The organism is Kocuria sp. CPCC 205260 (assembly GCF_040981045.1).
Classification (GTDB): domain Bacteria; phylum Actinomycetota; class Actinomycetes; order Actinomycetales; family Micrococcaceae; genus Kocuria; species Kocuria palustris.
In genome coordinates this window covers 88,839-114,917 of the sequence record NZ_JAVKPT010000008.1, presented here as the reverse complement: position 1 = coordinate 114,917, position 26,079 = coordinate 88,839, and the positions used below count along the sequence as shown (strand labels likewise).

Genomic DNA, 26,079 nt, shown 5'->3' with positions numbered 1-26,079 from the left:
ATGCCGAGGACCGGCTGGCCGGCACCTGCTCATCCTGATCGATCCAGGCGCCGCCGAAAAGGTAACGGGGGGAGGCCAGGTGCCCTCCCACGTGGTCCGCGAGGTCCTGGGCATGCTCGATCTCGAGGAGTCCATGCTGGACTCCGGCGCCGAGGCGCGCGAGGAGATCGTGGCCACCGGCGACGGCCAGGGCGGCACCTGCGACGAGCTCGCCGACCAGCCCTCGGTGAGCCCGCATGCCGACGACGACGCCGTGTGCCGCGCCTGTCTGGAGCAGGGCACCCATCCGGTGGCCCTGCGCCGCTGCCTGACCTGCGGCGAGATCGGCTGCTGCGACTCCTCGGTCGGCCAGCACGCGAACGCGCACTTCCGCGCCACCGGCCACCCCGTGATGCAGTCGGCCGAGCCCGGCGAGACCTGGCGCTGGTGCTACGTGCACAGCACCACCGCCTGAACCGATCCCGACGCATCCGGCGCTCGTCGGAGCCTCCTCCGTCGTCCTGGAACCCCGTCCTGCCCGAGCACTGGAGCCGCCATGTCCACCCCGCCCCCGTCCCAGCCCACGACCTCCGAGCCGGACCGGCCCGTCGAGCCGCAGCCGGCGATCCTGCTCGTCTCGGCCCTTCACGGCGAGGTGCTGACCCGGCAGTTCCGCCGCTACGCCCACGAGTACGACGTCCGCGCGGTGGACTCCCAGCCTGCGCTGAGCGCGGACCTGGAGGAGCTCGAGGCCCAGGGCTCGCCCGTGGCGCTTCTTGTCCTGGACACCTCCCCCGAGACCGAGGACCAGGACTGGTCGCAGACCTTCGCGTCGCTGAAGTCCGTGCGCACGGCCGTGCCCACGGCGCGGCGGATCGCGGTCACCGCCTGGTCCAGCTTCATGCCCCACGTGCAGCTGCTGCGGCACAAGGTGGCCATGGGCGTCCTCGATGCCCACCTGCTGCTGCCGCGCGGGCAGCGCGACGAGGAGTTCCACTCGGCGATCGTCGACCTCCTCAACGACTGGGTCGCCACGACCGGCAGGCCGCAGGTGGAGACCTTCTCGATCGTGGCCCCGCCGGGGCACCCGATCGCCCGGCAGCTGCAGGACCACCTGTATCGGATGGGCACTCCGCACGGGATGCACTCCCCGGATTCCGAGACCGGACGGCGGATCCTGGCCAAGACGGAGGAGGAGATCCGCTGGCCCATGATCAGCGCCTCGGGCCTGCCAGCCGAGCACTGCCCTTCGGCCCGCCACCTCGCCCGGAGGCACTCGGCGAATCACGCCCTCACGGTCGAGCAGCTGCCCGATGAGCTCGATGTCATCATCGTGGGCGCGGGACCCGCCGGGTTCGCAGCGGCCGTCTATGCGGCCAGCGGGGGACTGAGCACGCTCGTGCTCGAATCCGACGCCGTCGGCGGCCAGGCCGGCACGAGCTCGATGATCCGCAACTACCTGGGCTTCCCGCGCGGCATCTCGGGCATGCGCCTGACGTCGCGGGCGCGCACCCAGGCGCTGCGCTTCGGCGCCGTGATCCGCACCGGCTGGCCGGTCGAGCGCCTGGAGCCCGGGATCGACGGAGACCTGCACACCGTGCACACCGAATCCGAGGCCCTGCGCGCACGCACCGTCCTGATCGCCAGCGGGGTCAGCTACCGCCGGCTCGGCGTCGACTCCCTCGAGCAGCTGGTCGGCCACGGCGTCCACTACGGCGCCGCGATGGCCTCGGCCCCGGAGATGGAGGGCCAGGACGTCGTGGTGGTCGGCGGAGGGAACAGCGCCGGGCAGGCCGCAGTGCACCTGGCACGATTCGCCCGCTCCGTCACGATCGTCGTGCGCAGGCCCGGGCTCGGAGAGACCATGTCGCAGTATCTGATCACCGAGATCGAGGCGAACCCCCGGATCGAGGTCCAGGGCGGGACCCGAGTGGTCGACGGCGGCGCCGAGGAGGGAGAGCTGTCCTGGGTCGAGCTCGAGGAGATCGCCACCGGGCAGCGCCGGCACCAGGAGGTCGGCGGGCTCGTCCTCCTGCTGGGGGCGGCCCCGCACTGCGACTGGCTTCCCGCGGCCGTGTGCCGGGACGAGCGGGGCTTCGTGCTCACCGGCAGGGACGTCCCGGCCGACCACTGGCTGCAGGACGTCCCGCCGGCGCAGCTGTCCACCGCGGTGCCCGGCGTGCTGTGCGCCGGAGACGTCCGCGCGGGGTCCATGAAGCGGGTGGCCTCGGCCACCGGCGAGGGAGCTGCGGCAGTGTCGCTGATCCACGAGCACATCTCGGCTGCGCCCGAGCGGCGCTGAGAAGACCCCGGGAAACGTTGAGCGGCCCCTCCATGGGCAGAAGGGGCCGCTCGTCGTTCCACCTCAGGGACCTGCTCCGCGCCGTCCTGCGAGGGGATCCAGTCCTCGCGCGGCTGTCCGGAGTCGAGGCGGTGGGGAGAGCACCGGTCCTCGACAAGTCCTTCAGGAGCGACACCGACACGGACTCCGCGCTGCGCCCTGGATCCGGAAGGTGGAACTTCCCGGGAGCGCGGCGAGGAGTTCCTCACCGAGTCGTCAGCCGCGTCTGGTCGTCACGACTTTCGCTCACCACGAGTATCCGACGAGTCCATGCCTTCGCACTATGGACTTTGGTCCAGGTTCTCGGGATTTTCTGGCGGACCCCGGGATCCGAGCCGCCGGAGGGGACCCGATCAGTCGACGGCGTCGACCTCCAGGAAGGGCCCCTGGGGGCTGAAGCTGCGCCCCGTGAGCCGCTCGAACGCCTCGATGTAGCGGGCCCGCGTGGGCTCCACGACATCGGCCGGCAGCGCGGGCGCCAGCCCCTCGCCGTTCCAGCCGGAGGCCTCGCTGTGCAGCCAGTCGCGCACGTACTGCTTGTCGAACGACGGCTGCGAGCGCCCCGGCTGCCAGGTCTCGGCATCCCAGAACCGGGAGGAGTCCGGTGTCAGGACCTCATCCCCCAGAGTGATGGCCCCGCGGTAGGAGTCCAGGCCGAACTCGAGCTTGGTGTCGGCCAGGATGATCCCCCGCTCCCGCGCAATCGCCTCGGCGCGGGCGTAGATCTGCAGGCTCAGCTCGCGCAGCCGCTCCGAGACGGCCGTGCCCATGCCCTCGGACATCTCCTCGAAGGTGATGGGGAGGTCGTGCTCGCCGACCTCCGCCTTGCCCGTGGGCGTGAAGATGGGCTCCTCGAGCCGCGAGCCGTCCTCCAGCCCCTCGGGAAGGGCCACGCCGCAGATCTCGCCGTCGCGGCGGTAGTCCTTGAGCCCGGAGCCGGTCAGATAGCCGCGCACGATGCACTCGACCGGGAACATCGAGAGGTTCTTGCAGATCACCGCCCGTCCGCGGACCTCCTCCGGGACATCGGTGCTCCACAGGTGGTTGGGGACCTCGCTGAGCTGCTCGAACCACCACAGCGACAGCTGGGTCAGCACGACTCCCTTGTCCGGGATCTCGGTGGGCAGGACCTGGTCGAAGGCCGAGATGCGGTCGGTGGCCAGCACCAGCACGCTGCCCGCCCGGTACTCGGCGTCATCGCCGACGGACGCGCCCGTGGCCGCCATGTGCTCGTCCTCGGGGACGTAGAGCTCGCGGACCTTGCCGGAGTAGATGTGCCTCCAGCCCGGCAGCTCGGGCGGGGCGGGGTGGCCGGGGAACTCGGGGTGCTCCGGTCGACGCTCGCCCTGGGCGGCGGCAGCTGCCGTCGGAAATGCAGGGGCCGGTGCCGCAGCCTCGTCCTCGGCCTGCGCGCGCGCCTGCGCTCGCAGGGCGCCCTCGGCGATGTCGGTGCGGTGCTGAGAGCCCTCCAGCCGGATCAGCTCCACGCCCTGATAGGCACGGGCCCGTGCCTGAGCCAGGTCATCGCCCAGGGCCACGACCGAGAGCACGCGGCCTCCCGAGCTGAGCACGGCCCCGTCCTGGGCGCCTGTGCCGTGCGCCGTGCCCGCATGGATGACCTCGACGCCCTCGAGCGCCTCCGCCTCCTCGATGCCGGTGATCGGATCGCCGGTGCGCACGGTGCCCGGGTAGCCGGCCGAGGCCACGACCACGTTGACCGAGCTGCGCGGGCTCCAGCGCAGCGGCAGGGGGCCGTCGTCGGGCGAGGCCTGCTCCTGGGCCAGCCGCCCCTGGGCCGCAGCCTTCAGCAGCTGGCCCAGCGGCGAGACGAGCCGCGCCAGCACGGATTGGGTCTCGGGGTCGCCGAAGCGCACGTTGAACTCGATGACCTTCAGGCCCTCGGAGGTCACGGCCAGGCCGCAGAACAGCACGCCGTTGAACGGGGTTCCGCGGCGGGCCATCTCCTCGAGCACCGGACGGGCCACGGTCGCCACGACCTCGTCGGCGAAGCCTGCCGGAAGCCACGGCAGCGGCGTGTAGGCGCCCATGCCTCCGGTGTTGGGGCCCTCGTCGCCGTCGAAGATGCGCTTGAAGTCCTGGGCGGGCGTCAGGGCCACGGCCTCGGTGCCGTCGCAGATCACGAACAGCGAGACCTCGGGGCCGTCCAGGAACTGCTCGATCACCACGGTCGAGCCCGCCTCGAGGCAGGCCAGCGCGTGGGCCGCGGCCGCCTGGCGGTCCTCCGTCACCACGACGCCCTTGCCCGCGGCCAGGCCGTCGTCCTTGACCACGTGCGGAGCGCCGAACGCGTCGAGGGCGTCCTGGACCTGCTGCTCGGTCGTGCAGGTCCGGGCCTGGGCCGTGGGCACCCCGGCCTTGTCCATGACCTCCTTGGCGAAGGCCTTGGAGCCCTCGAGCCGTGCGGCCTCGGCCGACGGCCCGAACACGTCGATGCCCTCGGCGCGCAGGGCGTCGGCCACTCCCGCCACGAGCGGGGCCTCAGGGCCGACGACTACCAGGTCCGCGCCGATCGTCCGCGTCAGGGCGAGGACCGAAGCCGGATCCTGGGGGTCGACCGGATGGACCGGCACCTCCCGGGAGATCCCGGCGTTGCCGGGGGCTGCGTGCACCTCCCTCACGGCCGGATCTCGCAGGAGGGTGCGGACGATGGCGTGCTCTCGACCGCCTGAGCCGATGACCAGAATCTTCACGGGGCCAGCCTAGTGCCGACCCGGGACCGGGTGCGCGGACCCGCACATGCCCGATACTGGGGCCATGACGATGCAGAATCCGAGTCCCGACGAGACCTTCGCCGCCTCCTCCGCCGTGGAGATCGCCCGCCTGCGGCGCAGCGGCTTCGTGGAGACCCGCCACATCGGCTCCGCAGTGGTGACCGGCCCGGACGGCTCCCAGCTGATCAGCCTGGGCGATGTCGACACGCCGATCTTCCCCCGCTCCACTCTCAAGCCGTTCCAGACGATCGCCGCCATGAACTCCGGGGCGATTCTCAGCCTGGGCCAGATCGCGATCGCCTCCGGCTCCCACCGCGCCGACGACGACCAGGTTGCCGCCGTGCGCTCCATCCTGGAGGAGGCCGGCGTGGCGGAGACGGCCCTGCAGTGCCCGGCCGTGGGGCGCCACCGCCCGGAGGAGCAGGACTCGCGCCTGTTCTACAACTGCTCGGGCAAGCACGCGGCCTTCCTGGCGGCATGCGCGGTCAACGACTGGGATCCGCAGACCTATCTGGATCCGCAGCACCCGCTGCAGCAGGAGGTGCTGCGCGTGATCGCCGAGGTCACCGGCGAGCAGCCCTCCCTCGTGGGGGTCGACGGCTGCGGGGCTCCCCTGGCCGCGATCTCGCTGAGCGGACTCGGCAGGGCGTACGCCTCCCTGGGCGCCGCCGCGCGCAACATCCGCGCAGAGGCCCGCATGGCCACAGTCGCCACCGCCATGCTCGACTACCCCGAGTTCGTCGAGGGCCCCGGCCGGTCGAACACCGTGATCATGGAGCAGCTCGACGTCATCGCCAAGCTCGGCGCCGAGGGCGTGCTGGGGCTGGGCACCACCGACGGCTACTCGGTGGCCGTCAAGACCCTCGACGGCTCCGGGCGCATCAACGCGCTCGTGGGCCTGAACCTGCTGATCGCCGTCGGGGCGCTCGACCCCGAGCGGGCCCGGCCCGTGATCGAGGACGCCACCCCGTCCATCACGGGCGCCGAGGCGGTCGTGGGCGGATTCGAGCTGGCCCCCGCCGTCGTCGACGTCCTGCGCGAGCACGGGCAGGAGCCGGTCGAGCCGGCCGGAGACCGGAGGCGCGGCTGATGGCCCGGCGACGAATCGATCCCGCCGACGGCACCCTGGCCGTGGCCGCCTGGCGACGCGACGACGAGCCCCCGCGCAGCACGATCGCCACGGCCGTGCGCTTCACCCTCGAGGAGCTCGCCGAGCGCGCGCCGGGCAACTCGGTGGAGGTGCGCGTTCCGCCCCTGGGCGTGACCCAGTGCATCGAGGGCCCGCGCCACACCCGCGGCACCCCGCCGAACGTGGTCGAGACCGACGCCCGGACGTGGCTCGAGCTGGCCACCGGGCGCCTGAGCTGGGCCGATGCCGTGGCCGATCGCCGAGTGGCGGCCTCCGGGACCCGCACCGATCTCTCGGGCGTCCTGCCGCTGCTCGGGGCCTGAGACGCACGCCTCCCAGCGAGAGGCCTCCGGCGGGATCGCTCGGCCTCCGCGGCCGTTATCCTGAGACCCATGCCCTCCGAAGACTCCCCGACCACCCCGCTGCGCGGCTCCACGGCTCCCGTCGAGGACCAGGAGCAGCTCACGACCCTCAGCCTCCGCCGGGCGCCCAGGGTCTCCGTGTTCCTGGGCACCGGCGCAGCGATCGGCCTGATCGCGGGCATCGTCATCGGCGTGCTGGGATCGGGCAACGTGGAGTTCACGACCACCCAGGTCATCGGCTACATGGCGGTGATCTTCGCACTCCTCGGCATGGCCCTGGGAGCGGTGGCCTACGTGGTCGCCGACCGCATCTCGGTGCGACGAGCCCGGGAGGTGCAGGCTCGCCTGGAGTCCCCCACCGCCGCCCCGAACGACCGATCCGCCGACGTGGGAGACTGAACCCGTGCTGCGACCTGATGGACGACTGACCCACGAGACCTTCGACGACGACAGGGCTCCGCAGGACGAATGCGGGGTCTTCGGCGTCTGGGCCCCCGGCGAGGACGTCGCCAAGCTGACGTACTTCGGCCTGTACGCGATCCAGCACCGCGGCCAGGAGTCCGCGGGGATCGCGACCTCCAACGGCGAGCGCATCAGCGTCTACAAGGACATGGGGCTCGTCTCCCAGGTCTTCGACGAGACGACGCTGAACACCCTGATCGGGCACATGGCCGTCGGGCACTGCCGCTACTCGACCACCGGCGGCTCGACCTGGACCAACGCCCAGCCCACCCTGGGCGCCACGCCCCACGGCACGGTCGCCCTGGCCCACAACGGCAACCTCACGAACTCCGCGGAGCTCTACGACAAGCTCATCGACAAGTCGGGCTTCCCCTCGCGAGGCGAGATGGCCCGGGGCAACACCACGGACACCGCCCTGGTGACCTCGCTGCTGGCCGAGCACCCGCACGACTCCCTCGAGGAGGCCGCGCTGGCGCTGCTGCCGCAGCTCGTGGGCTCCTTCTGCCTGAGCTTCATGGACGAGCACACCCTCTACGCCGCGCGCGACCCGCAGGGCATCCGCCCGCTGGTGCTGGGCCGCCTGGAGCGCGGCTGGGTCGTGGCCTCGGAGACCTCCGCCCTGGACATCGTGGGCGCCTCGTTCGTGCGGGAGGTCGAGCCCGGCGAGTTCATCGCGATCGACGAGGACGGCCTGCGCTCGCACCGCTTCGCCGAGGCCCGCCGGGCCGCCTGCGTCTTCGAGTACGTGTACCTGGCCCGCCCGGACACCGCGATCCACGGCCGCTCGGTCTACGAGTCCCGCGTGGACATGGGCCGAGCCCTGGCCCGCGAGCACCCCGTCGAGGCCGATCTGGTCATGCCCACCCCCGAGTCCGGGACGCCAGCGGCGATCGGCTACGCCGAGGCCTCCGGGATCCCGTTCGGCAACGGCCTGGTCAAGAACTCGTACGTCGGCCGCACGTTCATCCAGCCCTCGGACACGATCCGCCAGCTCGGCATCCGCCTCAAGCTCAACCCGCTGAAGTCCGTGGTCGCGGGCAAGCGGCTGATCGTGGTCGACGACTCCATCGTGCGCGGCAACACCCAGCGCGCGCTGGTGCGCATGCTGCGCGAGGCCGGCGCAGCCGAGATCCACGTGCGCATCTCCTCGCCGCCCATCAAGTGGCCCTGCTTCTACGGCATCGACTTCGCCAATCGCGCGGAGCTGATCGCCAACGGGCTGGCCGTCGATGACATCCGCGCCTCCCTGGGCGCCGACTCCCTGGGCTACATCTCCGAGGACGGCATGATCGAGGCCACCCGGCAGGAGCCCTCCGAGCTGTGCACGGCGTGCTTCTCCGGGCGCTATCCCACCGAGCTGCCCGCAGCCGATGCTCTCGGCAAGTCCGTCGTGGAGGCTCGTCGCGCCCCCTCGGCGCCCCACGGCCGGACTGAGTCCGCAGCCGCCGCGAGCGAGGAGAAGACCGTCGAGGCCTCGGGCGAGCGCATCCGGCTGGCCGACGACGCCGAGCCCTCCTCCGAGGTCGGCTCGTGCGATCCAGGACCCGACTCCGAGCTCGAGGACCTGGTCCTGGAGCAGGACACCCGCACCTCCCACGAGCACAGCTCGTCCCAGCGCTGAGCGCGGCCGTCGGCCCCGCATCGCACACCTCACGACCACCACGCCACCCCAGGAGCATCGTGACCGATCAGAAGAGCACAGACGCGGCCCAGAGCATCACCTACTCCTCGGCCGGCGTCGACGTCGAGGCCGGTGACCGCGCGGTCGAGCTGATGCGCGCCGCCGTCAAGGACACCCACTCGCCCCAGGTCGTCGGCGGGTTCGGCGGCTTCGCCGGGCTGTGGGACGCCTCGGCGCTGACCGGCTACCGCAAGCCGTACCTGGCGTCCTCGACCGACGGCGTGGGCACCAAGGTCGCGATCGCCCAGGCCCTGGACATCCACGACACCATCGGCTGGGACCTGGTGGGCATGGTCGTCGACGACATCGTGGTGGTCGGCGCCGAGCCGCTGTTCATGACCGACTACATCGCCACGGGCAAGGTGGTGCCGGAGCGCATCGCCGATATCGTGCGCGGCATCGCCGCCGCCTGCTCCGCGGCCGGTGCCGCCCTGGTGGGCGGCGAGACCGCCGAGCACCCGGGCCTGCTGCGCCCGGACGAGTACGACGTCGCCGGCGCCACGACCGGCGTGGTCGAGGCCGACGAGCTGCTCGGACCGCACCGCGTGCGCTCGGGCGACGTCCTGATCGCCATGGGGTCCTCGGGCATCCACTCGAACGGCTACTCCCTGGTCCGCCGCGTCCTGGACGTGGCCGGCTGGTCGCTCGAGCGCGAGGTCGAGGAGTTCGGGCGCACCCTGGGCGAGGAGCTGCTCGAGCCCACCCGCGTCTACGCGGCCGACGTCCTGGATCTGGCCCGTTCCTTCCCCGTCAACGGCCCTGACGGCACGACCGGCTCGGGTGTGCGCGGGTTCACCCACGTGACCGGCGGAGGACTGGCCGCCAACCTGGCCCGCGTGCTGCCGCAGGGCACCGTGGCCGTGGTCGATCGTGGGACCTGGTCGGTTCCGCCGGTCTTCCAGCTGATCGGCACCCTGGGCAGCGTCCCGCAGCCCGATCTGGAGCGCACGCTGAACCTGGGCGTGGGCATGATCGCGGTCGTCGATCCGTCCGCGGCCGACTCCGCCCTGGCCCGCCTGCACTCCCGCGGCATGGACGCCTGGATCATGGGCCATGTCGAGGACCTGCCGGGCGGCGGCCTGGGCGGAGGACCGGACTGGGTGCAGGGAGCCAAGGGCGTCGACGGCGGCGCAGTGCACCTGGTCGGCGACTACGCCGGCTGAGCGATCGAGCCCCGCGAGGAGTCGCTCACAGCCCACGGGGCGCCCGCCCCGAGATCAGCTGGCATGCGAAGAGCCCCCCACCGAACGGTGGGGGGCTCTTCGCACGCCGGTCGCACCGGCTGACCCCTTCAGGAGAGGGGAGGCTCAGCGGCGACGATCGTCGTACTCGTAGCTGTCCTGATCCTCGGAGTGCGAGTCGACCGCGCTGTGCTGGTCGTCCTCGAACGCCGGGCGCCGACTCTCGGTCGGCCCCGACTGCCGCAGCTCGCGCTGCAGTGCGGTGAGGTCGGTGTCGGGGGTGAAGTACTTCATCTCCCGAGCCTGTCGCGTTGCCTTCGCCTTTTGACGGCCGCGCCCCATGAGCGTGACCCCCTCTGTCTCTCGGTTCCGGTCGGCAGCCAGTCGACACACAGTGCTGCCCCGGTGATGTGCGTATGAATCGTGGCCCCAGGGTACACGTTCGAACGCTCCTGGATCGACCCGGCCCTACCTGGCAGAGACCTGGCCCTACCTGGCAGAGACCTGGCAGTCGCCCCTCCGCGGGAGGAAGGGGCGACCGCCGGGCGGCTGCGGCGTCTGACGATCAGTCGCGCTCGGCGGTGACGACCAGTCCGTCGCTGTCTATGCCCGGATCGACATCCACGCGGACGGTGTCGCCGTCGACGATGTCGCCGGCGAGCAGACCGCGGGCCAGCCGATCGCCGATCTGCTGCTGCACCAGGCGGCGCAGCGGCCGGGCACCGAATGCCGGGTCGAACCCGGCCAGCCCCAGCCACTCGCTGGCCGCCGGGGTCACCTCCAGGCGCAAGCGGCGCGGCTCGAGGCGACGCGCCAGCTCGCGCACCTGGATCTCGACGATGCGCGAGAGGTCCTCGGTGCTCAGCGGATCGAACATGATTGTCTCGTCGAGCCGGTTCAGGAACTCCGGCTTGAACGAGGCATTGACCACGCTCATCACGGCCTCCCGCTTGGCGGTCTCGTCGAGCTCGGGATCCACCAGGAACTGGCTGCCCAGGTTCGAGGTCAGGATCAGGATCGTGTTGCGGAAGTCCACGGTCCGGCCCTGTCCGTCGGTCAGGCGGCCGTCGTCGAGCACCTGCAGGAGGATGTCGAAGACCTCGGGGTGGGCCTTCTCGACCTCGTCGAGCAGCACGACCGAATAGGGCCGGCGCCGCACCGACTCGGTGAGCTGACCGCCCTCCTCGTAGCCCACGTATCCCGGAGGGGCCCCGACGAGACGGGCGACGGAGTGCTTCTCCGAGTACTCCGACATGTCGATGCGCACCAGGGCGCGCTCGTCGTCGAACTGGAACTCGGCCAGCGCCTTGGCCAGCTCGGTCTTGCCCACGCCCGTGGGGCCGAGGAACAGGAAGGAGCCGATCGGGCGGTCGGGGTCGGAGACGCCGGCGCGCGAGCGCCGCACGGCGTCGGCGACCGCCTTCACGGCCTTCTTCTGGCCGATCAGGCGCCGACCCAGGATGGACTCCATCTCGAGCAGCTTCTCCGCCTCGCCCTGCAGCATCTTCCCGGCGGGGATGCCCGTCCAGGCGGAGACCACCTCGGCGATGTCATCGGCGGTGACCTCCTCCGAGACCATGAGCTCGCGATCGGCAGCGGCGTCCTCCTGCTCCTGTGCGCGCTCCAGCTCTTTCTGCAGAGCCGGGATCTCGCCGTAGAGCAGGCGCGAGGCCTCCCCCAGATCGCCGCCGCGCTGGGCGCGCTCGGCCTGCGAGCGCAGCTCATCGATCTGCGCCTTGAGATCGCCCACGCGGTTCAGCCCGGCCTTCTCCTGCTCCCACCGGGAGTTCAGGACATCCAGCTCGGCCTGCTTGTCCGCCTTGTCCTTGCGCAGTGCGGCCAGCCGCTCGACCGAAGCGGGGTCGGTCTCCCCTTCCAGGGCCAGCTCCTCCATGGTCAGGCGGTCCACCTGGCGGCGCAGCTGGTCGATCTCCTCCGGAGCGGAGTCGATCTCCATGCGCAGCCGGGAGGCAGCCTCATCGATCAGGTCGATGGCCTTGTCCGGAAGCTGGCGCTGCGGGATGTACCGGTTGGACAGGCTCGCAGCCGCCACCAGGGCGCTGTCGGCGATCTGGACCTTGTGATGCGCCTCGTAGCGCTCCTTGAGCCCGCGCAGGATCGCGACCGTGTCCTCCACCGACGGCTCCCCCACGAAGACCTGCTGGAAGCGGCGCTCCAGCGCGGCGTCCTTCTCGATGTTCTCGCGGTACTCGTCCAGCGTGGTGGCACCGATCAGGCGCAGCTCGCCGCGGGCGAGCATGGGCTTGAGCATGTTGCCCGCATCCATGGCGCCCTCGGAGCCGCCGCCGGCGCCCACGATGGTGTGGATCTCATCGATGAAGGTGACGATCTGCCCCTCGGAGGCCTTGATCTCATCCAGGACGGCCTTGAAGCGCTCCTCGAACTCGCCGCGGTACTTGGCGCCGGCGATCATGGCACCGATGTCCAGGGCGATCAGGGTCTTGCCGCGCAGCGACTCGGGGACGTCCCCGGCCACCATGCGCTGAGCCAGACCCTCGACGACCGAGGTCTTGCCCACGCCGGGCTCGCCGATCAGCACGGGGTTGTTCTTGGTGCGCCGCGACAGCACCTGGATGACGCGGCGGATCTCGCCGTCGCGCCCGATCACCGGATCGAGCTTGCCCTCGCGGGCGATCGCGGTCAGGTCGGTGCCGTACTTCTCGAGCGCCTGGAAGGTCTGCTCGGGATCCGGCGAGGTCACGCGACGGTCACCGCGCACCTTGGGGATCGTCTCCCGGATGACCGCGGGCGAGGCGCCGGCCGAGGCCAGCAGCTCGGCCGCAGCGCCCTCGCCCTCGGCGATGCCGTAGAGCAGGTGCTCGGTCGAGACGTACTCGTCCCCGAGCTCGCGGGCGAAGGCCTCGGCCGCCTTGACCGCCTGCAGGGCGGCGCGGTTGAACTGGGCCTGGTTGGCAGTGTCGCCAGAGACCGAAGGCAGCGCGCCGAGCTTGGCGGTGACCGCCGCGGCCAGTGCGGCGACGTCCGTGCCTGCGGCCTCCAGGATGGCGACGGCGACGCCGTCGCGCTGCTGGAGCAGCGCGTCCAGCAGGTGCAGAGGCTCGATCTGCGGGTGGCCTCCGGTCGAGGCCGCAGCGGCCGCCGCCGAGACGGCCTCCTGCGAGCGAGTGGTCAGCTGAGTGTCCACAGGTTCCTCCTTGTTCCGGCGCTGCCGCCCGCTGAACTCCTGCGGACCTCGACGCCTCTTGTGTTGTCTTGACTTGACTTGAGTCTACTCCACTCAAGTTTATTGCGCCATACACCATGGGCACGGGCTTGCGTCACCAGAGTGATGCTCGACACCTCTCCCCGCTGTCTTCTCTACCATCGGGGCATGACCTCCACCTACCGGATGTACCAGCAGTTCGCCGCCCGCCCCCTGGGGAAGCGAGCGTTCTCCCTGGCCTACATGCTCAAGGCCCCCTACTTCGCCTCCGTGCGCCCGCAGGTCCTCGAGATGGCCCCGCACCGCGCCGTGGTGCAGATCCGCAAGCGGCGCGCGGTGCAGAACCACATCGGCACCGTCCACGCCCTGGCCGTCGGCAACGGCCTCGAGGCGGCCATGGGCCTGCTGGCCGAGGCCACGCTGCCGGAGGGCACGCGCTGGATCCCCAAGGGCATCCGGCTCGACTACGTGGCCAAGGTCCCCGGCGACGTCCGATGCCTGGCCGAGACCGACCCGGCGGACTGGGAGCAGTCCCTCCCCTGCGAGGTGCCCGTGCGCGTGACGGCCCACCTGCGCGACGGCACCGAGGTGGTGCGCGGCGTCATCCCCCTGTGGCTCTCGGAGGCCAGGCGCTGAATGCCCGCAGGGCCGCCGCCGGACTGGATAGTGTGGCCCCGCTGCCCCGACGCGCTCCGCAGCGGCGCAGTCCCGACCCGAAAGGCTCCGCGATGACCACCTCCGAGACCGCGCTCCGCGTCCGCCCGGCAAGCGCCGAGGACCTCGAGACGATCGCCGGAGTGATGGCACTGGCCTTCACCGACGATCCGTGGGCCCGCGCCCATGCGGCGCCGGGCGAGGACCTCACCAAGCGGCTCGAGGCCCACTACCGCCTGCTGCTCGAGCAGGTATGGCTGCCCCATGCCGCGGTGGACGTCGCGGAGCTGCACGGCGTTCAGGGTCCCCAGATCCTGGGTGCGGCCATCTGGGACCGCCCCGAGTCGAAGGCCCACGAGGACCCAGCGGCCCGGGAGGCCGAGCGCCGCGCCGGCGAGATCCTGGGGACGGACCCGCAGAAGCAGCAGCAGGACAGCCGCACCTACGACCGCCTGCACCCCCAGGAGCCGCACTGGCGCCTGTCCTACCTCACGGTGGCTCCGGCCGCGCAGGGCCGTCGCGTGGGCTCGACCCTGCTGGAGCACGGCCTGACCCGCGCCGAGGGCCTGCCCGTGGGCCTCGAGTCGACCACCCCGGGCAGCCGTCGGCTCTACGAGCGCAGCGGCTTCGAGCTCGTGGAGCTGATCACCGACTCCGCCGGGGTGGAGCAGGCGGTCATGCGCCGCGGCTGATCCGCAGGGCGGTGCGTGCGTAGCCGATCCCGTTGAGCACGTGCAGCACGGCGCCGACCTGCACGCACACCGAGCCCAGGGCGGTGAGCCAGGACCAGTCGAAGGCCGGCCCTGCCAGCACCGCGACCACGCCCAGCATGGTCAGGGCCGTGCGCAGCTTGCCCGCCCAGGTGACCGCCATGCCCTCGCTCAGGCGCAGCCGGACCAGCATGACCAGAAGCGCCACATCGACCGCGGCGATCACCAGGATCGCCCACAGCGGCAGCATGCCCTCGACCGTCAGCGCGATGATCACCAGCCCCAGGCCGATCCGGTCGGCGATCGGATCCAGCTTGGCGCCGAACTCGCTGAACTGGTCCAGCAGTCGCGCCAGGAAGCCGTCGACCCAGTCGGTCAGCGAGAAGATCGCCACCAGCACCAGCGGCATCCAGGGCCGCTCCTGGATCTGCAGGATCGCGATGACCGCCGGGATGATCAGCAGGAAGCGCAGCGCGGTGAAGGCATTGGGGACCGTGACCACGCCGCTGTCCGCGTGCGACGACGACTGCGCGGCACGCCCCTGTCCCGCGGGCTCATCGCCTCGCAGGGACGGCGGCAGGAGTCCGTCGCGCAGAGCGGTCAGGGCCTTGTTCATGGTGCGGATCCGTTGTTCGGCGGGAGGGGTGCAGGCGCGGTCACCGGAAGGAGTCGAGCCACTGCTCGCGCAGGCGGTCCTCGTCCTCGGGCTCAGGGATGAGGGGCACGCCGCGGCTCAGCAGGCGGGTGCGGCGGACGTCGAGGGCCGCGGCCAGCAGGCTCGCGGCGGCCGCCGCGAACATCAGCACGCCCACGGTGTTGGCGAAGCCCGAGCTCAGCCCGGCGGTGGCGCCGGGGAAGACCGCCAGGAAGATCGAGGCGGGCTCGCCGTGGACCAGGTCCGGCAGCAGCGCCCCCAGCACCACGGCCAGGGCCCAGGCGACGATCATGAGCCAGCAGGTCAGGGGCCGGGCTCGGCGCTGGACGTAGCGGCGGGCATCGGCGAGCACCATGCCCGCGGCGATCCACAGCAGGAGCGCCAACGGGGCGCCCAGGGCCCCGAGCCAGATCGGCCAGCGCTGCCCGGGCCCGCCGACGGGCACGGAGGACAGCGCGAGCCAGGCGGCCAGCAGCAGCGGCATCACCGGAGCCAGCAGGGGCACCGTCCGGGCGACGGCTCCGCGGCGTCGGGGGTCATCCAGCGGGGCGCTCATGGCTCCATCCTAGAAGCGCTCTCCGACGCTCCCGCCCACCGCCCCCGGGGTCGGGCAGCGCACCCGACGGCGGAGGAGCTGCTGGCCGCGTGATAATGTCCGAAAGGGTCGGCGTCGAGGAGGACCCGTGCTGCAGGAGGTGCGCCATGGCTGATCGCCCCGCGATCCCCCACCCTCACGACCATGCCTGCGCGCAGACCCGCAGCGCCCATGCCGCCCCCGACGGCGCCGCCGCAGAGGCCTCCGGCCACAGCCACGGCCATGCGCACGGAGGCGGGCACTCCCACGACCATGCAGCGGGTGCGGGCCGTCGCCGCCTGGCCATCGCCTTCGCCATCACGTCGAGCATCCTGATCGCCGAGGTCATCGGGGCGGTGATCACCGGCTCCCTGGCCCTGCTCGTGGATGCCGCCCACATGCTCGTCGACGCCGGCGGTCTGCTGCTGGCCCTGCTCGCCGCCTCGCTGGCGGCCAGGCCGAGCTCGTCGCACCGGACGTGGGGATGGCTGCGCACCGAGATCCTGGCCGCGGGCATGCAGGCCGCCGTCCTGCTCGTGGTCGGCCTCTACGCGATCGTCGAGGGCGTCCGGCGGCTGCTGGATCCCCCGCCGGCCGCGGACACGGATGTGGTGCTGCTCGCCGTGATCGGCGCCGTGGGCCTGGCTGCCAATATCGCCTCGCTGCTGGTGCTGGCGGGCGGGCGCGGGGATTCGATGAACATGCGCGCGGCCTTCCTGGAGGTGCTCAACGACGCCCTGGGCTCCGTCGCCGTGATCGCGGCGGCCGCCGTCATCCACTTCACCGGCTGGACCGGCGCCGATGCCCTGGCCGGCCTGCTGATCTCGCTGCTGATCCTGCCCCGGGCGCTCATGCTGCTGCGCGAGTCCGGCTCCGTGCTGCTCGAATCCGCCCCCCGCGGTCTGGATGTGACCGAGGTCCGCGAGCACCTGGAGACCGTCCCGCATGTGGCGGCGATCCACGATCTGCACGCCTCCGTGGTGGCCACCGGGGTGCCCGTGCTCACCGCGCACGTGGTGGTGGACGACGACTGCTTCCACGACGGCTCCCTGCCCGCCGTCCTGGACGCGCTGCAGCTGTGCGCGGTGGAGCACTTCCCCGTGGCCGTGGAGCACACCACCTTCCAGCTCGAGCCCGCATCGCACCGCCGCCACGAGGCTCTGGGCCCCGCCCACGACTGAGGCTGCGCCGCCCCTCGGCGTCACCTGTTCCCTTCTGCAAACCGGAGGGCCACCCTGGATGGCGTGCCCCCGAGGCCGAAGGAGGCAGATCATGGCACGCCGTCTCTTCTCCGAGCTCTCGCCGACGACCTATCAGATCGCCCTCGCCCGCCGCCGGATGCAGCGCAGGATCGCCGACGGCCTCCGGCGCAGCAGCTTCGCGCGGCAGGCGTCGCAGGAGTCGCTGCCGGTCAAGGTCTACACCCACAACTCGCTGATCCGCCGCCGCCTGGGCAATGCGCAGCCCGAGCTGCAGGAGGGCAAGGCCGTCTCGCTCGGTCTGGCCGCACCGCACGTGGACGGGATCCTGATCCGCCCCGGGGAGACCTTCTCCTTCTGGCGGCTGGTGGGAGAGCCCAGCGCCCGACGCGGCTTCCAGCCCGGGGTGGTGATCTTCGACGACCACGCGGAGACCGGTGTGGGAGGCGGGCTGTGCCAGTTCACCAACCTCCTGCACTGGATGGCGCTGCATTCGCCGCTGAGCATCGTGGAGCACCACCACCACTCCGGCCTGGATCTCTTCCCCGACTTCAAGCGGCAGATACCGTTCGGCACCGGCACCTCCATCGTGTGGAACTTCCTGGACTACCGCCTGCGCAACGACACCGGCATCACCTTCCAGTTCCGGGTCCGCACGGATGACGAGCACCTGCGCGGCGAGCTGCGCGCCGATGCTCCCCTGGACCAGAAGTTCCATGTCCGCGAGGAGGACGGGTGGTTCTACGAGGCGCTGGACCCGCAGACCGGGAAGCTGCAGGTGCGCCGGCACAACATCGTCAGCCGGAGCACCAGGGACAAGCGCACGGGCAACATCGTGGCGAGCGAGACCCTGCTCGAGAACGACGCCCTGGTGGTCTACGACCGCGACCGGATCACCGAGCCCATCCGCCCGCTGTCGGAATCCGAGTCCGCCCAGCGCCGATAGGCTGGTGCGCATGTCCTCTCGCACCTTCCCCCAGGCCGTCCTGTTCGACCACGACGGCACCTTGATGGACACCGAGCCCCTCTGGGACCTGGCCAAGCGGCGGCTGGCCGCTGAGCACGGCGGCACGTGGACCGCCCAGGACACCGACGACGTCATGGGCCGGTCGATCGGGCTGACGCTGCAGCGGCTGCGCGAGCGCGGCGTGGAGCTCGAGGACCGGGCCATGGGCGAGCGCCTGGTGCTGCTGTCCCGCGAGCTGCTGCGCGAGCAGGACCCGGAGCTCATCCCGGGTGTCGAGGCGCTGCTCGAGGAGGTGGCCGCTGCCGGCATCCCGGCCGGGATCGTCACGAACGCCACCACCGAGATCGCCGAGCACACGGCCACCAAGGGGCCCGAGAACATGTTCGACGTCATCATCGGCGACCGCGAGCTCGCCCAGGGCATCGCCGCCAAGCCGTCCCCGGAGGGCTACCTGGAGGCCGCTCGCCGCCTGCGGGTGGACCCGGCGCAGTGCATCGCGATCGAGGACTCCCCCTCCGGTGTGGAGGCCGCCCAGGCCGCGGGCATGACCGTGGTCGTCGTCCCCGGGGCCCTGCCCGTGGACCCACAGCGGGGAACCGTCCATCTGACCGATCACCGCCAGCTCTCCCTGGCCCTGCTCGAGTGGCTGGATCCCCAGCACCGCTCGTGGCCCAAGGCCGTCCTGCTCGATCACGACGGCACCCTGGTGGACACGGAGCCCGAGTGGGCCATCGCCAAGCGCACCGTGGCCCGCTCGTTCGGCCAGGAGTGGACCGAGGAGGACGACATGGCCACCCTGGGCCGCACCGTCCAGGAGTCGGCGCAGCTGATGCTCGATCGCGGAGCGCAAGGAGAGCTGCAGGAGGTCACCGACCGCATCGGCGCCGAGGTGGCGGCGGCGACCGCCGAGCACGTCCCCTTCCTGCCCGCACGCCCGCAGCTGCTCGACGAGCTCGCCGAGGCCGCGATCCCCGCAGCGATCGTGACCAATGCGCTGGCCGCGGTCATCGCGGGCACCGCGGCCGCAGCCCCGCACGCGATCCGCGCGGCGGTCTCGCGCGAGGACGTGGAGCACGCCAAGCCGCACCCGGAGCCCTATCTGACGGCCGCCGAGCGGCTCATGACGGCCCCCGAGGACTGCATCGCCGTGGAGGACTCGATCGCCGGCGCCCAGTCGGCCACTGCCGCCGGCATGCCGGTGGTGATCGTCCCCGGTGAGCGAGAGGTCCCCACCGAGCCGGGCTTCGTGCCCGTGGCCCGGCACGAGGACGTGACCCTCGAGCTGCTTCGCTCGATCGGCCCGCTGGTGCCCGAACTGCCCCGCTGTGACATGACGGCAGATCTGCAGGGGGATCCGTCCGAGGCCTCCGCTCGGGCAGATGCCGCCGATCGCTCCCGCGCCGAGCTCGAGCGGGCCACCCGACGCCCCGCCAGCCAGGTGCTGCGCCTGAACCGCGGCTGATCCCCCGAGCCTGCGGGCACAGAAGAAGCCCGGGACCTCCTCACGGAGATCCCGGGCTTTCGGCCTATCCGGGTCCGGTCGTCCTGGGAGGACGGGGCCCGGAGGCGGGAGGCGGGACCGCGCAGGCTCGGCCGCATCGGCCGAGCCTGCCCGGCGCCTCACGGCGAGGGACTCAGCCGCGCAGCGAGCCGCCGGCGCGGCGGTCACGACGACGAGCCGCTGCCTGCGTGGCGCGATCGGCCACCGCGTCCGCGGTGCCGTGCAGCGCCACAGCGCTTGCCGGGGCGTCCGTGCGAGCAGCGGTGCTGCGAGCGCCGCCGCTGCGTCCGCGGCCCGAACCGGCGGCCCGACCGCCGCCGGAGCGGCCGCCGCCCTGGCCCGGACGGCCTCCGCGGCCTCCGTCGCGCCGGCCCTGGGCCTGGCCCTGGCCCTGCTCGCCGCCGCGTCCACCGCGACCGCCCGAGCGGGACTGGCCGCGCTCACCGGCGCGGCCCTCGGAGCGCCCGCCCCGCTGGCCGCGCTGGGCCTCGGGCTGTGCGCCGCGGCCGCCGCGCGAGCGGCCGCCCTCGGCGCGGGACTCGCCGCGGGCGTCGTCCCCGCCGCGTCCGCCGCGGCCCGAACCCTGACGACCGCCCTGGCGCTGGGCGGGACGACCCTCGCCGCCGCGGCCGCCGGAGCGCCGCGCACCCCGGCCGCCGGAGGGCTGCTGCTGGGCCGGAGCCACGCGCTCTGCGCGCTCGCCCACGAGATCGGCGACGACCGGCGAGCCGATCGAGACCTCGGAGAACTCGGCGGTCACGCCGGCCTGCTTCAAGAGCTTCTCGACGTCGCGACGCTCCTCGCGCGTGGCGATCGTGATGACCTGGCCCTGGGCGCCGGCGCGGGCCGTGCGACCGGAGCGGTGCAGGTAGGACTTGTGCTCGGCCGGCGGATCGATGTGCACGACCAGCTCGACGTCATCCACGTGCACACCGCGGGCGGCCACGTCGGTGGCCACGAGCACGCGGACATCGCCCTGGGAGAAGCTCGCCAGGTTCCGGTCGCGCGCGTTCTGCGAGAGGTTGCCCTGCAGATCGACGGCCGGGATGCCCTTCTGCGAGAGCTTCTTGCCCAGCTTCTTGGCGCGGTGCTTGGTGCGCGTGAACATCACGCGCCGACCCGTGCCGGAGGCCAGGGTCTCGATCAGCGCCTGCTTCTCATCGGCATCGACCACGAGCACGTGGTGCTCCATGGTCGAGACCGCGGCCTTGGGCGCATCCACCGAGTGGGTGACGGGGTCGTGCAGGAACTTCTTGACCAGCACGTCCACGCCGCCGTCGAGCGTGGCCGAGAACAGCAGGCGCTGGCCGTCGTCCGGGGTCTGCTTGAGGATGCGGGTGACCACGGGCAGGAAGCCCATGTCGGCCATGTGATCGGCCTCGTCGATCACGGTCACGCGGATGTCGTCGAGGGTCAGGACCCCCTGCTTGAGCAGGTCCTCGAGGCGGCCCGGGCAGGCCACGACGATATCGGCGCCGCGGGAGAGCGCGCGCTCCTGGTGGACCTGCGAGACGCCGCCGAAGATCACGGTGGTCGACAGCCCGGCCTCCTCGGCCAGTGGAGCGATCGCCCGATCGATCTGGGTGGCGAGCTCGCGAGTGGGGGCCAGCACCAGGCCGGTGGGCCGGTTGGCCCTGCGCGGCGCGCGGCTGGTTCCCTGGGCCAGGCCTGCCAGGCGGGTCACCAGGGGAAGGGCGAAGGCGATGGTCTTGCCGGAGCCGGTGCGGCCTCGGCCGAGTACATCGCGCCCGGACAGCGAGTCCGGGAGGGTCTTGGTCTGGATGGGGAAGGGCTGGTCGATCCCGTGCTGGGAGAGGACGCGAGCCAGTGCCTCGGGCACGCCGAGGTCGATGAAGGACGTCAAGGGAAGAGCACTTTCGATCGGATGTCCCGGCGCCGGTATCGGCCGGCCGGGGTGCGCCGATCTCACGATCCGCATGGAGGCGACGTACCGGACTCGCGCAGTGACGTCCGGGGCTTCCGAGCTCCCGGTCCGCAGCAGGCGTAGACCCGAGGTCTGCCCTCGAGGGTCCGTCTGCGTCCTGCGCCGTCCGCGTGCCCGCGGGGTGTTCGACGCGCTGCCTGCCCATCTCGCTTCAGATCTCACGTCCCTGGCCGATGAACGGCCGTCGGGTCCGGTGCGCGGCGGGCAGTGCCATGTGCAACTCATCGACCCTACATGAATAGGCCCCTGACCGCCGTGAGGCGCAGCACGAGCCCGGCCCTCGCTCAGCGGGGCCGGCGCCCCGACGCGCACCGGCCCACCCCGGGAGGCCCTGCTAACATCGTGACGGATCACCCATCGGCTCCCCGCGGCACGCGGGAGCCGACACCCCCGACCTGAAGGAGCACGAATGCGCCTCTCCAATGCCATCCTCCGCGGCGTCTCCGGCGCCTACCTCATCCAGTCCGGGCTGGGGAAGAAGGACCTCCCCGCGGAGGCCTACGGCCACCTCAAGGGCATGGCCGCCAGCGGCATCCCGCAGTTCGGCGAGTGGGACGACAAGACCTTCGGGCAGTTCCTGTGGCTGTCCGAGGTCGGCATCGGCGCAGCGCTGGTCACCCCGTTCGTGAACAAGCGCCTGGCCGGCGCCGCTCTGCTCGCGTTCTCCGCCGGCATGCTGAGCATGTACTTCCGCAACGACGAGCTCACCCAGGCGGACGGCATCCGCCCCTCCCAGGAGGGCACGCCGCTGTCCAAGGACGTCTGGCTCGCCGCGATCGGCGCCAGCCTGATCGCTCAGGGCAAGAAGTGAGCTGAGCGCTCCGCTTCCGCCCGGGCGCAGCCGCTGACAGCTGCCGCCCCGAGAGCAGGCGAACGCCCCCACCGTCACGGTGGGGGCGTTCGCATGTCCGGGCAGCAGGCTCTCGATGGATTCAGTCGGTCTCGACGTCGATCCGATAGCCGAGCTCGTGGACCTCGCCGGGTGCGACCCGCACGGCGTGCTCGAGCGCATTGGCGCCCTCGAGACACAGCATGGCCGGCCACTCCTCGTCGCCGAAGTCGGACATGGCCGCGGCCTTCTCGCTCCACGGATTCCACACGACGGTGTCCGCCGCCCCGCGCATGGTGATGCGCAGGCGCCGGCCCAGCACAGGATCCGCGACCGTCACGGGCCCGCCCGAGAGGTACACGCGGTCCGTCTCCCCCGTCAGCCGCAGCGACCGGCCGGCGGCGGGCACGAGCGCGTTGTCCTGCGTCTTGTCGATGAACTCGGCGTCCTCGAGGCCGCGCACCTCGACCTCCCGGACGTCGCCGACGGCCAGGTAGGTGTGCAGCGCCTCCTCGATCTCGAAGGCCTCCTCCCCCGTGTTCTCCACGCTGAGCACGACCTCCAGCGACGCCCCGGCACGCACGGAGAGCCGAGCGCGGAACGCGTGCGGGAAGGACTCCCGGTGCTCCTGCGACAGCGTCTCGTCGGTGAGCTCGAAGACGGCCGCATCCTGCTCGGTGCTCACCCGCGCCCAGTCCACGGTGCGCGCGAATCCGTGCGCCGGCTTCCGGTCCCCGCTGCGGCCGGGACCGAACCACGGGAAGCACACGGGGATCCCGCCGCGGATGGACCTGCCCACCTGGAATCCGGAGCGCCGGGACACGAACAGGACCGGGTCGTGGCCGAACGGGGTCCAGGAGGCGACGTGGGCGCCCTGGTCGTAGACGGTGGCGATCCCGGCGTCGCCGCTCAGGGCCAGAGGGTGGTTGAGTTCGCTCATGCTCCCACCCTAGGCACGCTCGGCTGCCGCAGGGGAAGCTGTCGTCGTCGTTTGCCGTGGAAAAGCGACGAGGGGCCTGCCGGTCCGCCGGCAGGCCCCTCCCGAGTGCGCTCAGCGCCCGGTCGACTCGTACGTGTCGATGCCGCCGGGGTGGCCCGCCATGAAGGCGTCGATCTGCGCCTTGCCGGCCCGCAGCTGCGGATCGTTGTCGAGGTAGTACTTGGTCTCCCGGTAGATCAGCCCGGAGAGCACGAGCAGGCCGATCAGGTTGGGGATCGCCATGAGGCCGTTCATGACGTCGGCGAAGTTCCACACGACCGCCAGGGGGACGGTGCAGCCGATGTAGACGACGATCGAGAACACGACGCGGTAGGGCATGACGGCCCTGCGGCCGAACAGCCGCTCCATGCAGCGCTCGCCGTAGTAGGCCCAGCCCAGGATCGTGGAGTAGGCGAACAGGACGAGTCCGATGGTCACCACGTAGTGGCCCCAGTTGCCGGGCAGGCCGTGCGAGAAGGCGTCGCCCGTCATGGTCGCGGCGAAGTCCGAGCCCTGCTCCCACACGCCGGTCGTGATGATCACCAGGCCGGTGAACGTCACCACGATGATCGTGTCGATGAAGGTCTGGGTCATGGACACCAGGCCCTGGCGCACCGGGTGGGTGGTCTGGGCGGCGGCGGCGGCGATGGCGGCCGAGCCCATGCCGGACTCGTTGGAGAACGCGCCGCGGGCCACGCCCATCTGCACGGCCAGGATCAGCGCAGAGCCGGCGAAGCCGCCCACGGCGGCCGTCCCGGAGAAGGCGTCGGTGAAGATCAGGGCGATCGCCGCGGGGACGTCGACGATGTTGACGATCAGGATCCAGATCGCGCCCACGACGTAGAACACGATCATGATCGGCACGAAGCCCGAGGAGACCTTGGCGATCGACTTGATGCCGCCCACCAGCACGGCGAGCGTCAGGATGGCCAGCACCGCTCCAGTGATCCACAGGGGGATGCCGAACGAGCCCTCGACATTCGAGGAGATGGAGTTGCCCTGCGTCATGTTGCCGATGCCGAACGACGCCAGCGCTGCGGCCACCGCGAAGAACAGGGCCAGGAACTTGCCGATGCCGCCCGGGATGCCGCGCTGCAGGTAGTACTGCGGCCCGCCCGAGATCTCCCCCTTGGCATCGGTCGTGCGGAAGCGCACGCCCAGGAAGGCCTCGGAGTACTTGGAGGCCATGCCGAACACGCCCGTGACCCACATCCAGAACAGGGCGCCGGGGCCGCCGATCGAGATCGCGGTGGCCACGCCCACGATGTTGCCGGTGCCCACCGTGGCCGCCAGGGCCGTAGTGAGCGCTTGGAACTGGGAGACGTCGCCGCCCACGGCGTCGTCGTCCGCCCGGTCGAGCAGGGCCAGGCGCAGCGACGGGCCCAGCTTGCGCAGCTGCAGGCCCGAGAGGCGGATGGTCAGGTACATGCCCGTGAGCAGCATCAGCGGGATGAGGCAGAAGGGCCCCCAGATGATCGACCCGAAGCTGCCGAAGCACTGGGCGGCATCGATCGAGCCGGGGGTGAAGCAGTACGAGCCGATGCCCGCGAGCTGGTCGAGCAGGTCCTGGATCACGGGGGGTCCTCTCGTCAGGGAGTCTGGAGCCGGTGAGACGCGCGACACGCCCCATCCGAAAGCATCTAAGCACACAGGTGATTGCCAGCCGGTGCTCGGCCTGCTCACGGGAGAAGTGTGTCGGCAGGCCTGCCCGTCGCTGGTCCGCTCAGTCGGCGTCGGCGCGCCGGGACAGCCGCAGGGCGGTCACGGCGCAGGTCAGCGCCAGTCCGGAGAAGATCAGCATCCACACCGCCATGGGCACCGCAGTGCTGTCGCCGCCGAGTCCGGACAGCGGGCTGGCGATCCCTCCGAGCAGGAACTGCAGCAGCCCGAGAACCGCCGAGCCGGCCCCGGCCCGGTGCCGCGCCTCGGCCTGGCCCAGCGCGATCGCATTGCCCATCACGAATCCGAAGCACGCCTGGGCGGCCACCACGTGGGCGATCAGCGTCCACATCGGCGCACCGGCCAGCAGAGCCGCCAGACCCACCAGGTTGATGCAGCTGAGCGCGATCAGCGCCGTGCGCAGGATAGCGCCTGGGGAGAAGCGGTTCAGGAGGCGGACGTTGACCAGGCCCCCGAGCAGCCCGCACAGCGCGCCGAGGGCGAAGACGAGCGAGTAGCCGAGCTCCGAGAGCCCCACGATGTTCTGGAGCACGAACGAGGAGGCGGAGATGTAGGAGAACAGGCAGCCGAAGGCGAAGGCCAGGGCCAGCGCCCAGCCCATGAACACGGGCTGGCCCAGCATGCGCCACGGCCCCTCGAAGATCCCCACCAGGCCGGCACGGCTGCGCTCGGCCGGAGGCAGCGTCTCCTTGAGGACCACGAGCGTCCCGGTGAGCATGAGCAGGCCGAAGCCCGTGAGCAGCCAGAAGACCGTCTGCCACACCGCCTGCGAGGCGATCACTCCGCCGATCAGCGGCGCGACGATGGGCGCCATGGAGGTGATCGTGCCGAGCAGCGTGTAGACCTTGGCGGCCTCGATGCCGGAGACCGTGTCCGAGACCATCGCACGACCGACCACCACGCCCGCGGCACCAGCGATCCCCTGGACGGCGCGCAGCACGAGCATCATCTCGATGCTCGTGGACAGGGCGATGCCCGCCGAGCTCAGCGTGAACACCGAGGTGCCGGCCACGATCAGGCCGTAGCGCCCCAGGCGATCGGAGACGGGCCCCAGCACGAGCTGCCCCAGGGCCATGCCGATCATGTACGTGCTCAGCGAGAGCTGGACCGCCGTGATCGGAGTCCGGAAGTACTCGGCGGCCGCCGGGATCGAGGCCAGGTAGATGTCCGTGGCCATGGGGCTCACCGCCGCCATGATGCCCAGGGCCACGATGAACATGGCCCGATCTGCTCCGGAGGACAGCTTCAGCCTGGTCAGCGACGACACGGTGCTCCTGCGCGACATGCCCGGTCGGGGCGGGGAGGGGTGGGCGGCGGCCCCATCACCCTAGCGGC

Annotated in this window: 22 protein-coding genes; 13 read left to right on the top strand and 9 right to left on the bottom strand. The window is 71.7% G+C overall.

All coding sequences use genetic code 11. From position 1 onward, the window contains the following. Window positions 1-79 precede the first annotated feature (79 nt). Both RF645_RS11715 and RF645_RS11710 read left to right on the top strand, forming a co-directional pair. The gene (locus RF645_RS11715; protein ID WP_235586702.1) at window positions 80-454 is read left to right on the top strand and encodes a UBP-type zinc finger domain-containing protein; all 375 of its coding nucleotides are present in this window, start codon (window positions 80-82) and stop codon (window positions 452-454) included. An 81-nt stretch (window positions 455-535) separates the two neighbouring features. Then, on the top strand, window positions 536-2,281 hold the full coding sequence (locus tag RF645_RS11710) for an FAD-dependent oxidoreductase (RefSeq protein ID WP_058870746.1): 1,746 nt from the start codon (window positions 536-538) through the stop codon (window positions 2,279-2,281). A 392-nt stretch (window positions 2,282-2,673) separates the two neighbouring features. On the opposite strand, the gene purD is transcribed toward RF645_RS11710, so the two are convergent. Beyond that, window positions 2,674-5,031, bottom strand: a complete 2,358-nt coding sequence (purD, locus tag RF645_RS11705) for a phosphoribosylamine--glycine ligase (protein ID WP_259903624.1) — start codon at window positions 5,029-5,031, stop codon at window positions 2,674-2,676. Between the two features lie 64 nt (window positions 5,032-5,095). Here purD and RF645_RS11700 point away from each other — a divergent pair, with 64 nt between their 5' ends. The 5 genes from RF645_RS11700 to purM all read left to right on the top strand — a co-directional run bounded on the left by RF645_RS11700 (window position 5,096) and on the right by purM (window position 9,849). Next, window positions 5,096-6,142 (top strand): asparaginase, encoded by a 1,047-nt coding sequence (locus RF645_RS11700; RefSeq protein ID WP_259903626.1) that lies wholly within the window; start codon window positions 5,096-5,098, stop codon window positions 6,140-6,142. Then, the gene (locus RF645_RS11695) at window positions 6,142-6,504 is read left to right on the top strand and encodes a sterol carrier family protein (protein ID WP_006213814.1); all 363 of its coding nucleotides are present in this window, start codon (window positions 6,142-6,144) and stop codon (window positions 6,502-6,504) included. Before RF645_RS11700 ends, RF645_RS11695 begins: the two co-directional genes overlap by 1 nt. Window positions 6,505-6,573: 69 nt before the next feature. Further along, window positions 6,574-6,942, top strand: a complete 369-nt coding sequence (locus RF645_RS11690; RefSeq protein WP_137801827.1) for a hypothetical protein — start codon at window positions 6,574-6,576, stop codon at window positions 6,940-6,942. A gap of 4 nt (window positions 6,943-6,946) precedes the next feature. After that, window positions 6,947-8,626, top strand: a complete 1,680-nt coding sequence (gene purF / locus RF645_RS11685; protein WP_006213816.1) for an amidophosphoribosyltransferase — start codon at window positions 6,947-6,949, stop codon at window positions 8,624-8,626. A gap of 59 nt (window positions 8,627-8,685) precedes the next feature. Beyond that, window positions 8,686-9,849, top strand: a complete 1,164-nt coding sequence (purM, locus tag RF645_RS11680; protein WP_259903633.1) for a phosphoribosylformylglycinamidine cyclo-ligase — start codon at window positions 8,686-8,688, stop codon at window positions 9,847-9,849. 144 nt (window positions 9,850-9,993) lie between these two features. Here the strand turns inward: purM and RF645_RS11675 are convergent, their stop codons facing one another. Beyond that, window positions 9,994-10,209 (bottom strand): DUF3073 domain-containing protein, encoded by a 216-nt coding sequence (locus RF645_RS11675; RefSeq protein ID WP_024289822.1) that lies wholly within the window; start codon window positions 10,207-10,209, stop codon window positions 9,994-9,996. Between the two features lie 223 nt (window positions 10,210-10,432). Then, complete coding sequence (clpB, locus tag RF645_RS11670; protein WP_137801830.1) at window positions 10,433-13,033, bottom strand: ATP-dependent chaperone ClpB; 2,601 nt, start codon at window positions 13,031-13,033, stop codon at window positions 10,433-10,435. Window positions 13,034-13,219: 186 nt separating this feature from the next. On the opposite strand from clpB, the gene RF645_RS11665 reads away from it, so the two are divergent. Both RF645_RS11665 and RF645_RS11660 read left to right on the top strand, forming a co-directional pair. Next, window positions 13,220-13,687 carry a hotdog fold domain-containing protein gene (locus RF645_RS11665; protein ID WP_368819115.1) on the top strand — a complete coding sequence of 156 codons (468 nt, stop codon included), beginning with the start codon at window positions 13,220-13,222 and terminating at the stop codon, window positions 13,685-13,687. 92 nt (window positions 13,688-13,779) lie between these two features. Then, window positions 13,780-14,397 carry a GNAT family N-acetyltransferase gene (locus tag RF645_RS11660; RefSeq protein ID WP_259903639.1) on the top strand — a complete coding sequence of 206 codons (618 nt, stop codon included), beginning with the start codon at window positions 13,780-13,782 and terminating at the stop codon, window positions 14,395-14,397. On the opposite strand, the gene RF645_RS11655 is transcribed toward RF645_RS11660, so the two are convergent. Both RF645_RS11655 and RF645_RS11650 read right to left on the bottom strand, forming a co-directional pair. After that, entirely contained in the window at window positions 14,381-15,031 is a 651-nt protein-coding gene (locus RF645_RS11655; RefSeq protein ID WP_368819114.1) for a CDP-alcohol phosphatidyltransferase family protein, read from the bottom strand. The genes RF645_RS11660 and RF645_RS11655 overlap by 17 nt on opposite strands. Window positions 15,032-15,071: 40 nt before the next feature. Beyond that, window positions 15,072-15,626 (bottom strand): hypothetical protein, encoded by a 555-nt coding sequence (locus RF645_RS11650; RefSeq protein WP_137801834.1) that lies wholly within the window; start codon window positions 15,624-15,626, stop codon window positions 15,072-15,074. A 146-nt stretch (window positions 15,627-15,772) separates the two neighbouring features. On the opposite strand from RF645_RS11650, the gene RF645_RS11645 reads away from it, so the two are divergent. From RF645_RS11645 to RF645_RS11635, 3 genes are all read left to right on the top strand, one after another. Then, window positions 15,773-16,825: a cation diffusion facilitator family transporter gene (locus tag RF645_RS11645; RefSeq protein WP_137801835.1), complete on the top strand. Its 1,053-nt coding sequence runs from the start codon at window positions 15,773-15,775 to the stop codon at window positions 16,823-16,825. A gap of 91 nt (window positions 16,826-16,916) precedes the next feature. Further along, on the top strand, window positions 16,917-17,789 hold the full coding sequence (locus RF645_RS11640) for a VanW family protein (RefSeq protein WP_137801836.1): 873 nt from the start codon (window positions 16,917-16,919) through the stop codon (window positions 17,787-17,789). A 10-nt stretch (window positions 17,790-17,799) separates the two neighbouring features. Then, a complete protein-coding gene (locus tag RF645_RS11635) occupies window positions 17,800-19,272 on the top strand; it encodes an HAD family phosphatase (protein ID WP_249933741.1) in 1,473 nt (490 codons plus the stop codon). Between the two features lie 172 nt (window positions 19,273-19,444). Here RF645_RS11635 and RF645_RS11630 read toward each other — a convergent pair whose 3' ends face one another. After that, window positions 19,445-21,175, bottom strand: coding sequence for a DEAD/DEAH box helicase (locus tag RF645_RS11630; protein ID WP_058870755.1), 1,731 nt, complete (start codon window positions 21,173-21,175; stop codon window positions 19,445-19,447). 490 nt (window positions 21,176-21,665) lie between these two features. On the opposite strand from RF645_RS11630, the gene RF645_RS11625 reads away from it, so the two are divergent. Next, window positions 21,666-22,067: a hypothetical protein gene (locus tag RF645_RS11625; protein WP_006213830.1), complete on the top strand. Its 402-nt coding sequence runs from the start codon at window positions 21,666-21,668 to the stop codon at window positions 22,065-22,067. A 121-nt stretch (window positions 22,068-22,188) separates the two neighbouring features. On the opposite strand, the gene RF645_RS11620 is transcribed toward RF645_RS11625, so the two are convergent. The 3 genes from RF645_RS11620 to RF645_RS11610 all read right to left on the bottom strand — a co-directional run bounded on the left by RF645_RS11620 (window position 22,189) and on the right by RF645_RS11610 (window position 26,011). After that, on the bottom strand, window positions 22,189-23,025 hold the full coding sequence (locus RF645_RS11620) for a D-hexose-6-phosphate mutarotase (RefSeq protein WP_058870756.1): 837 nt from the start codon (window positions 23,023-23,025) through the stop codon (window positions 22,189-22,191). Window positions 23,026-23,136: 111 nt separating this feature from the next. Next, on the bottom strand, window positions 23,137-24,576 hold the full coding sequence (locus tag RF645_RS11615; RefSeq protein ID WP_040560477.1) for a sodium:alanine symporter family protein: 1,440 nt from the start codon (window positions 24,574-24,576) through the stop codon (window positions 23,137-23,139). A 211-nt stretch (window positions 24,577-24,787) separates the two neighbouring features. After that, window positions 24,788-26,011 carry a multidrug effflux MFS transporter gene (locus RF645_RS11610; RefSeq protein WP_058870757.1) on the bottom strand — a complete coding sequence of 408 codons (1,224 nt, stop codon included), beginning with the start codon at window positions 26,009-26,011 and terminating at the stop codon, window positions 24,788-24,790. Window positions 26,012-26,079: the final 68 nt, after the last annotated feature.

Excerpts from the sequence above, each read along its gene's own strand:
- RF645_RS11710 (WP_058870746.1), top strand. The coding sequence starts at position 536 with ATGTCCACCCCGCCCCCGTCCCAGCCCACGACCTCCGAGCCGGACCGG.
- RF645_RS11700 (WP_259903626.1), top strand. The coding sequence starts at position 5,096 with ATGACGATGCAGAATCCGAGTCCCGACGAGACCTTCGCCGCCTCCTCC.
- RF645_RS11695 (WP_006213814.1), top strand. The coding sequence starts at position 6,142 with ATGGCCCGGCGACGAATCGATCCCGCCGACGGCACCCTGGCCGTGGCC.
- RF645_RS11690 (WP_137801827.1), top strand. The coding sequence starts at position 6,574 with ATGCCCTCCGAAGACTCCCCGACCACCCCGCTGCGCGGCTCCACGGCT.
- RF645_RS11675 (WP_024289822.1), bottom strand. The coding sequence starts at position 10,209 with ATGGGGCGCGGCCGTCAAAAGGCGAAGGCAACGCGACAGGCTCGGGAG.
- RF645_RS11665 (WP_368819115.1), top strand. The coding sequence starts at position 13,220 with ATGACCTCCACCTACCGGATGTACCAGCAGTTCGCCGCCCGCCCCCTG.
- RF645_RS11660 (WP_259903639.1), top strand. The coding sequence starts at position 13,780 with ATGACCACCTCCGAGACCGCGCTCCGCGTCCGCCCGGCAAGCGCCGAG.
- RF645_RS11655 (WP_368819114.1), bottom strand. The coding sequence starts at position 15,031 with ATGAACAAGGCCCTGACCGCTCTGCGCGACGGACTCCTGCCGCCGTCC.
- RF645_RS11650 (WP_137801834.1), bottom strand. The coding sequence starts at position 15,626 with ATGAGCGCCCCGCTGGATGACCCCCGACGCCGCGGAGCCGTCGCCCGG.
- RF645_RS11645 (WP_137801835.1), top strand. The coding sequence starts at position 15,773 with ATGGCTGATCGCCCCGCGATCCCCCACCCTCACGACCATGCCTGCGCG.
- RF645_RS11640 (WP_137801836.1), top strand. The coding sequence starts at position 16,917 with ATGGCACGCCGTCTCTTCTCCGAGCTCTCGCCGACGACCTATCAGATC.
- RF645_RS11635 (WP_249933741.1), top strand. The coding sequence starts at position 17,800 with ATGTCCTCTCGCACCTTCCCCCAGGCCGTCCTGTTCGACCACGACGGC.
- RF645_RS11625 (WP_006213830.1), top strand. The coding sequence starts at position 21,666 with ATGCGCCTCTCCAATGCCATCCTCCGCGGCGTCTCCGGCGCCTACCTC.
- RF645_RS11620 (WP_058870756.1), bottom strand. The coding sequence starts at position 23,025 with ATGAGCGAACTCAACCACCCTCTGGCCCTGAGCGGCGACGCCGGGATC.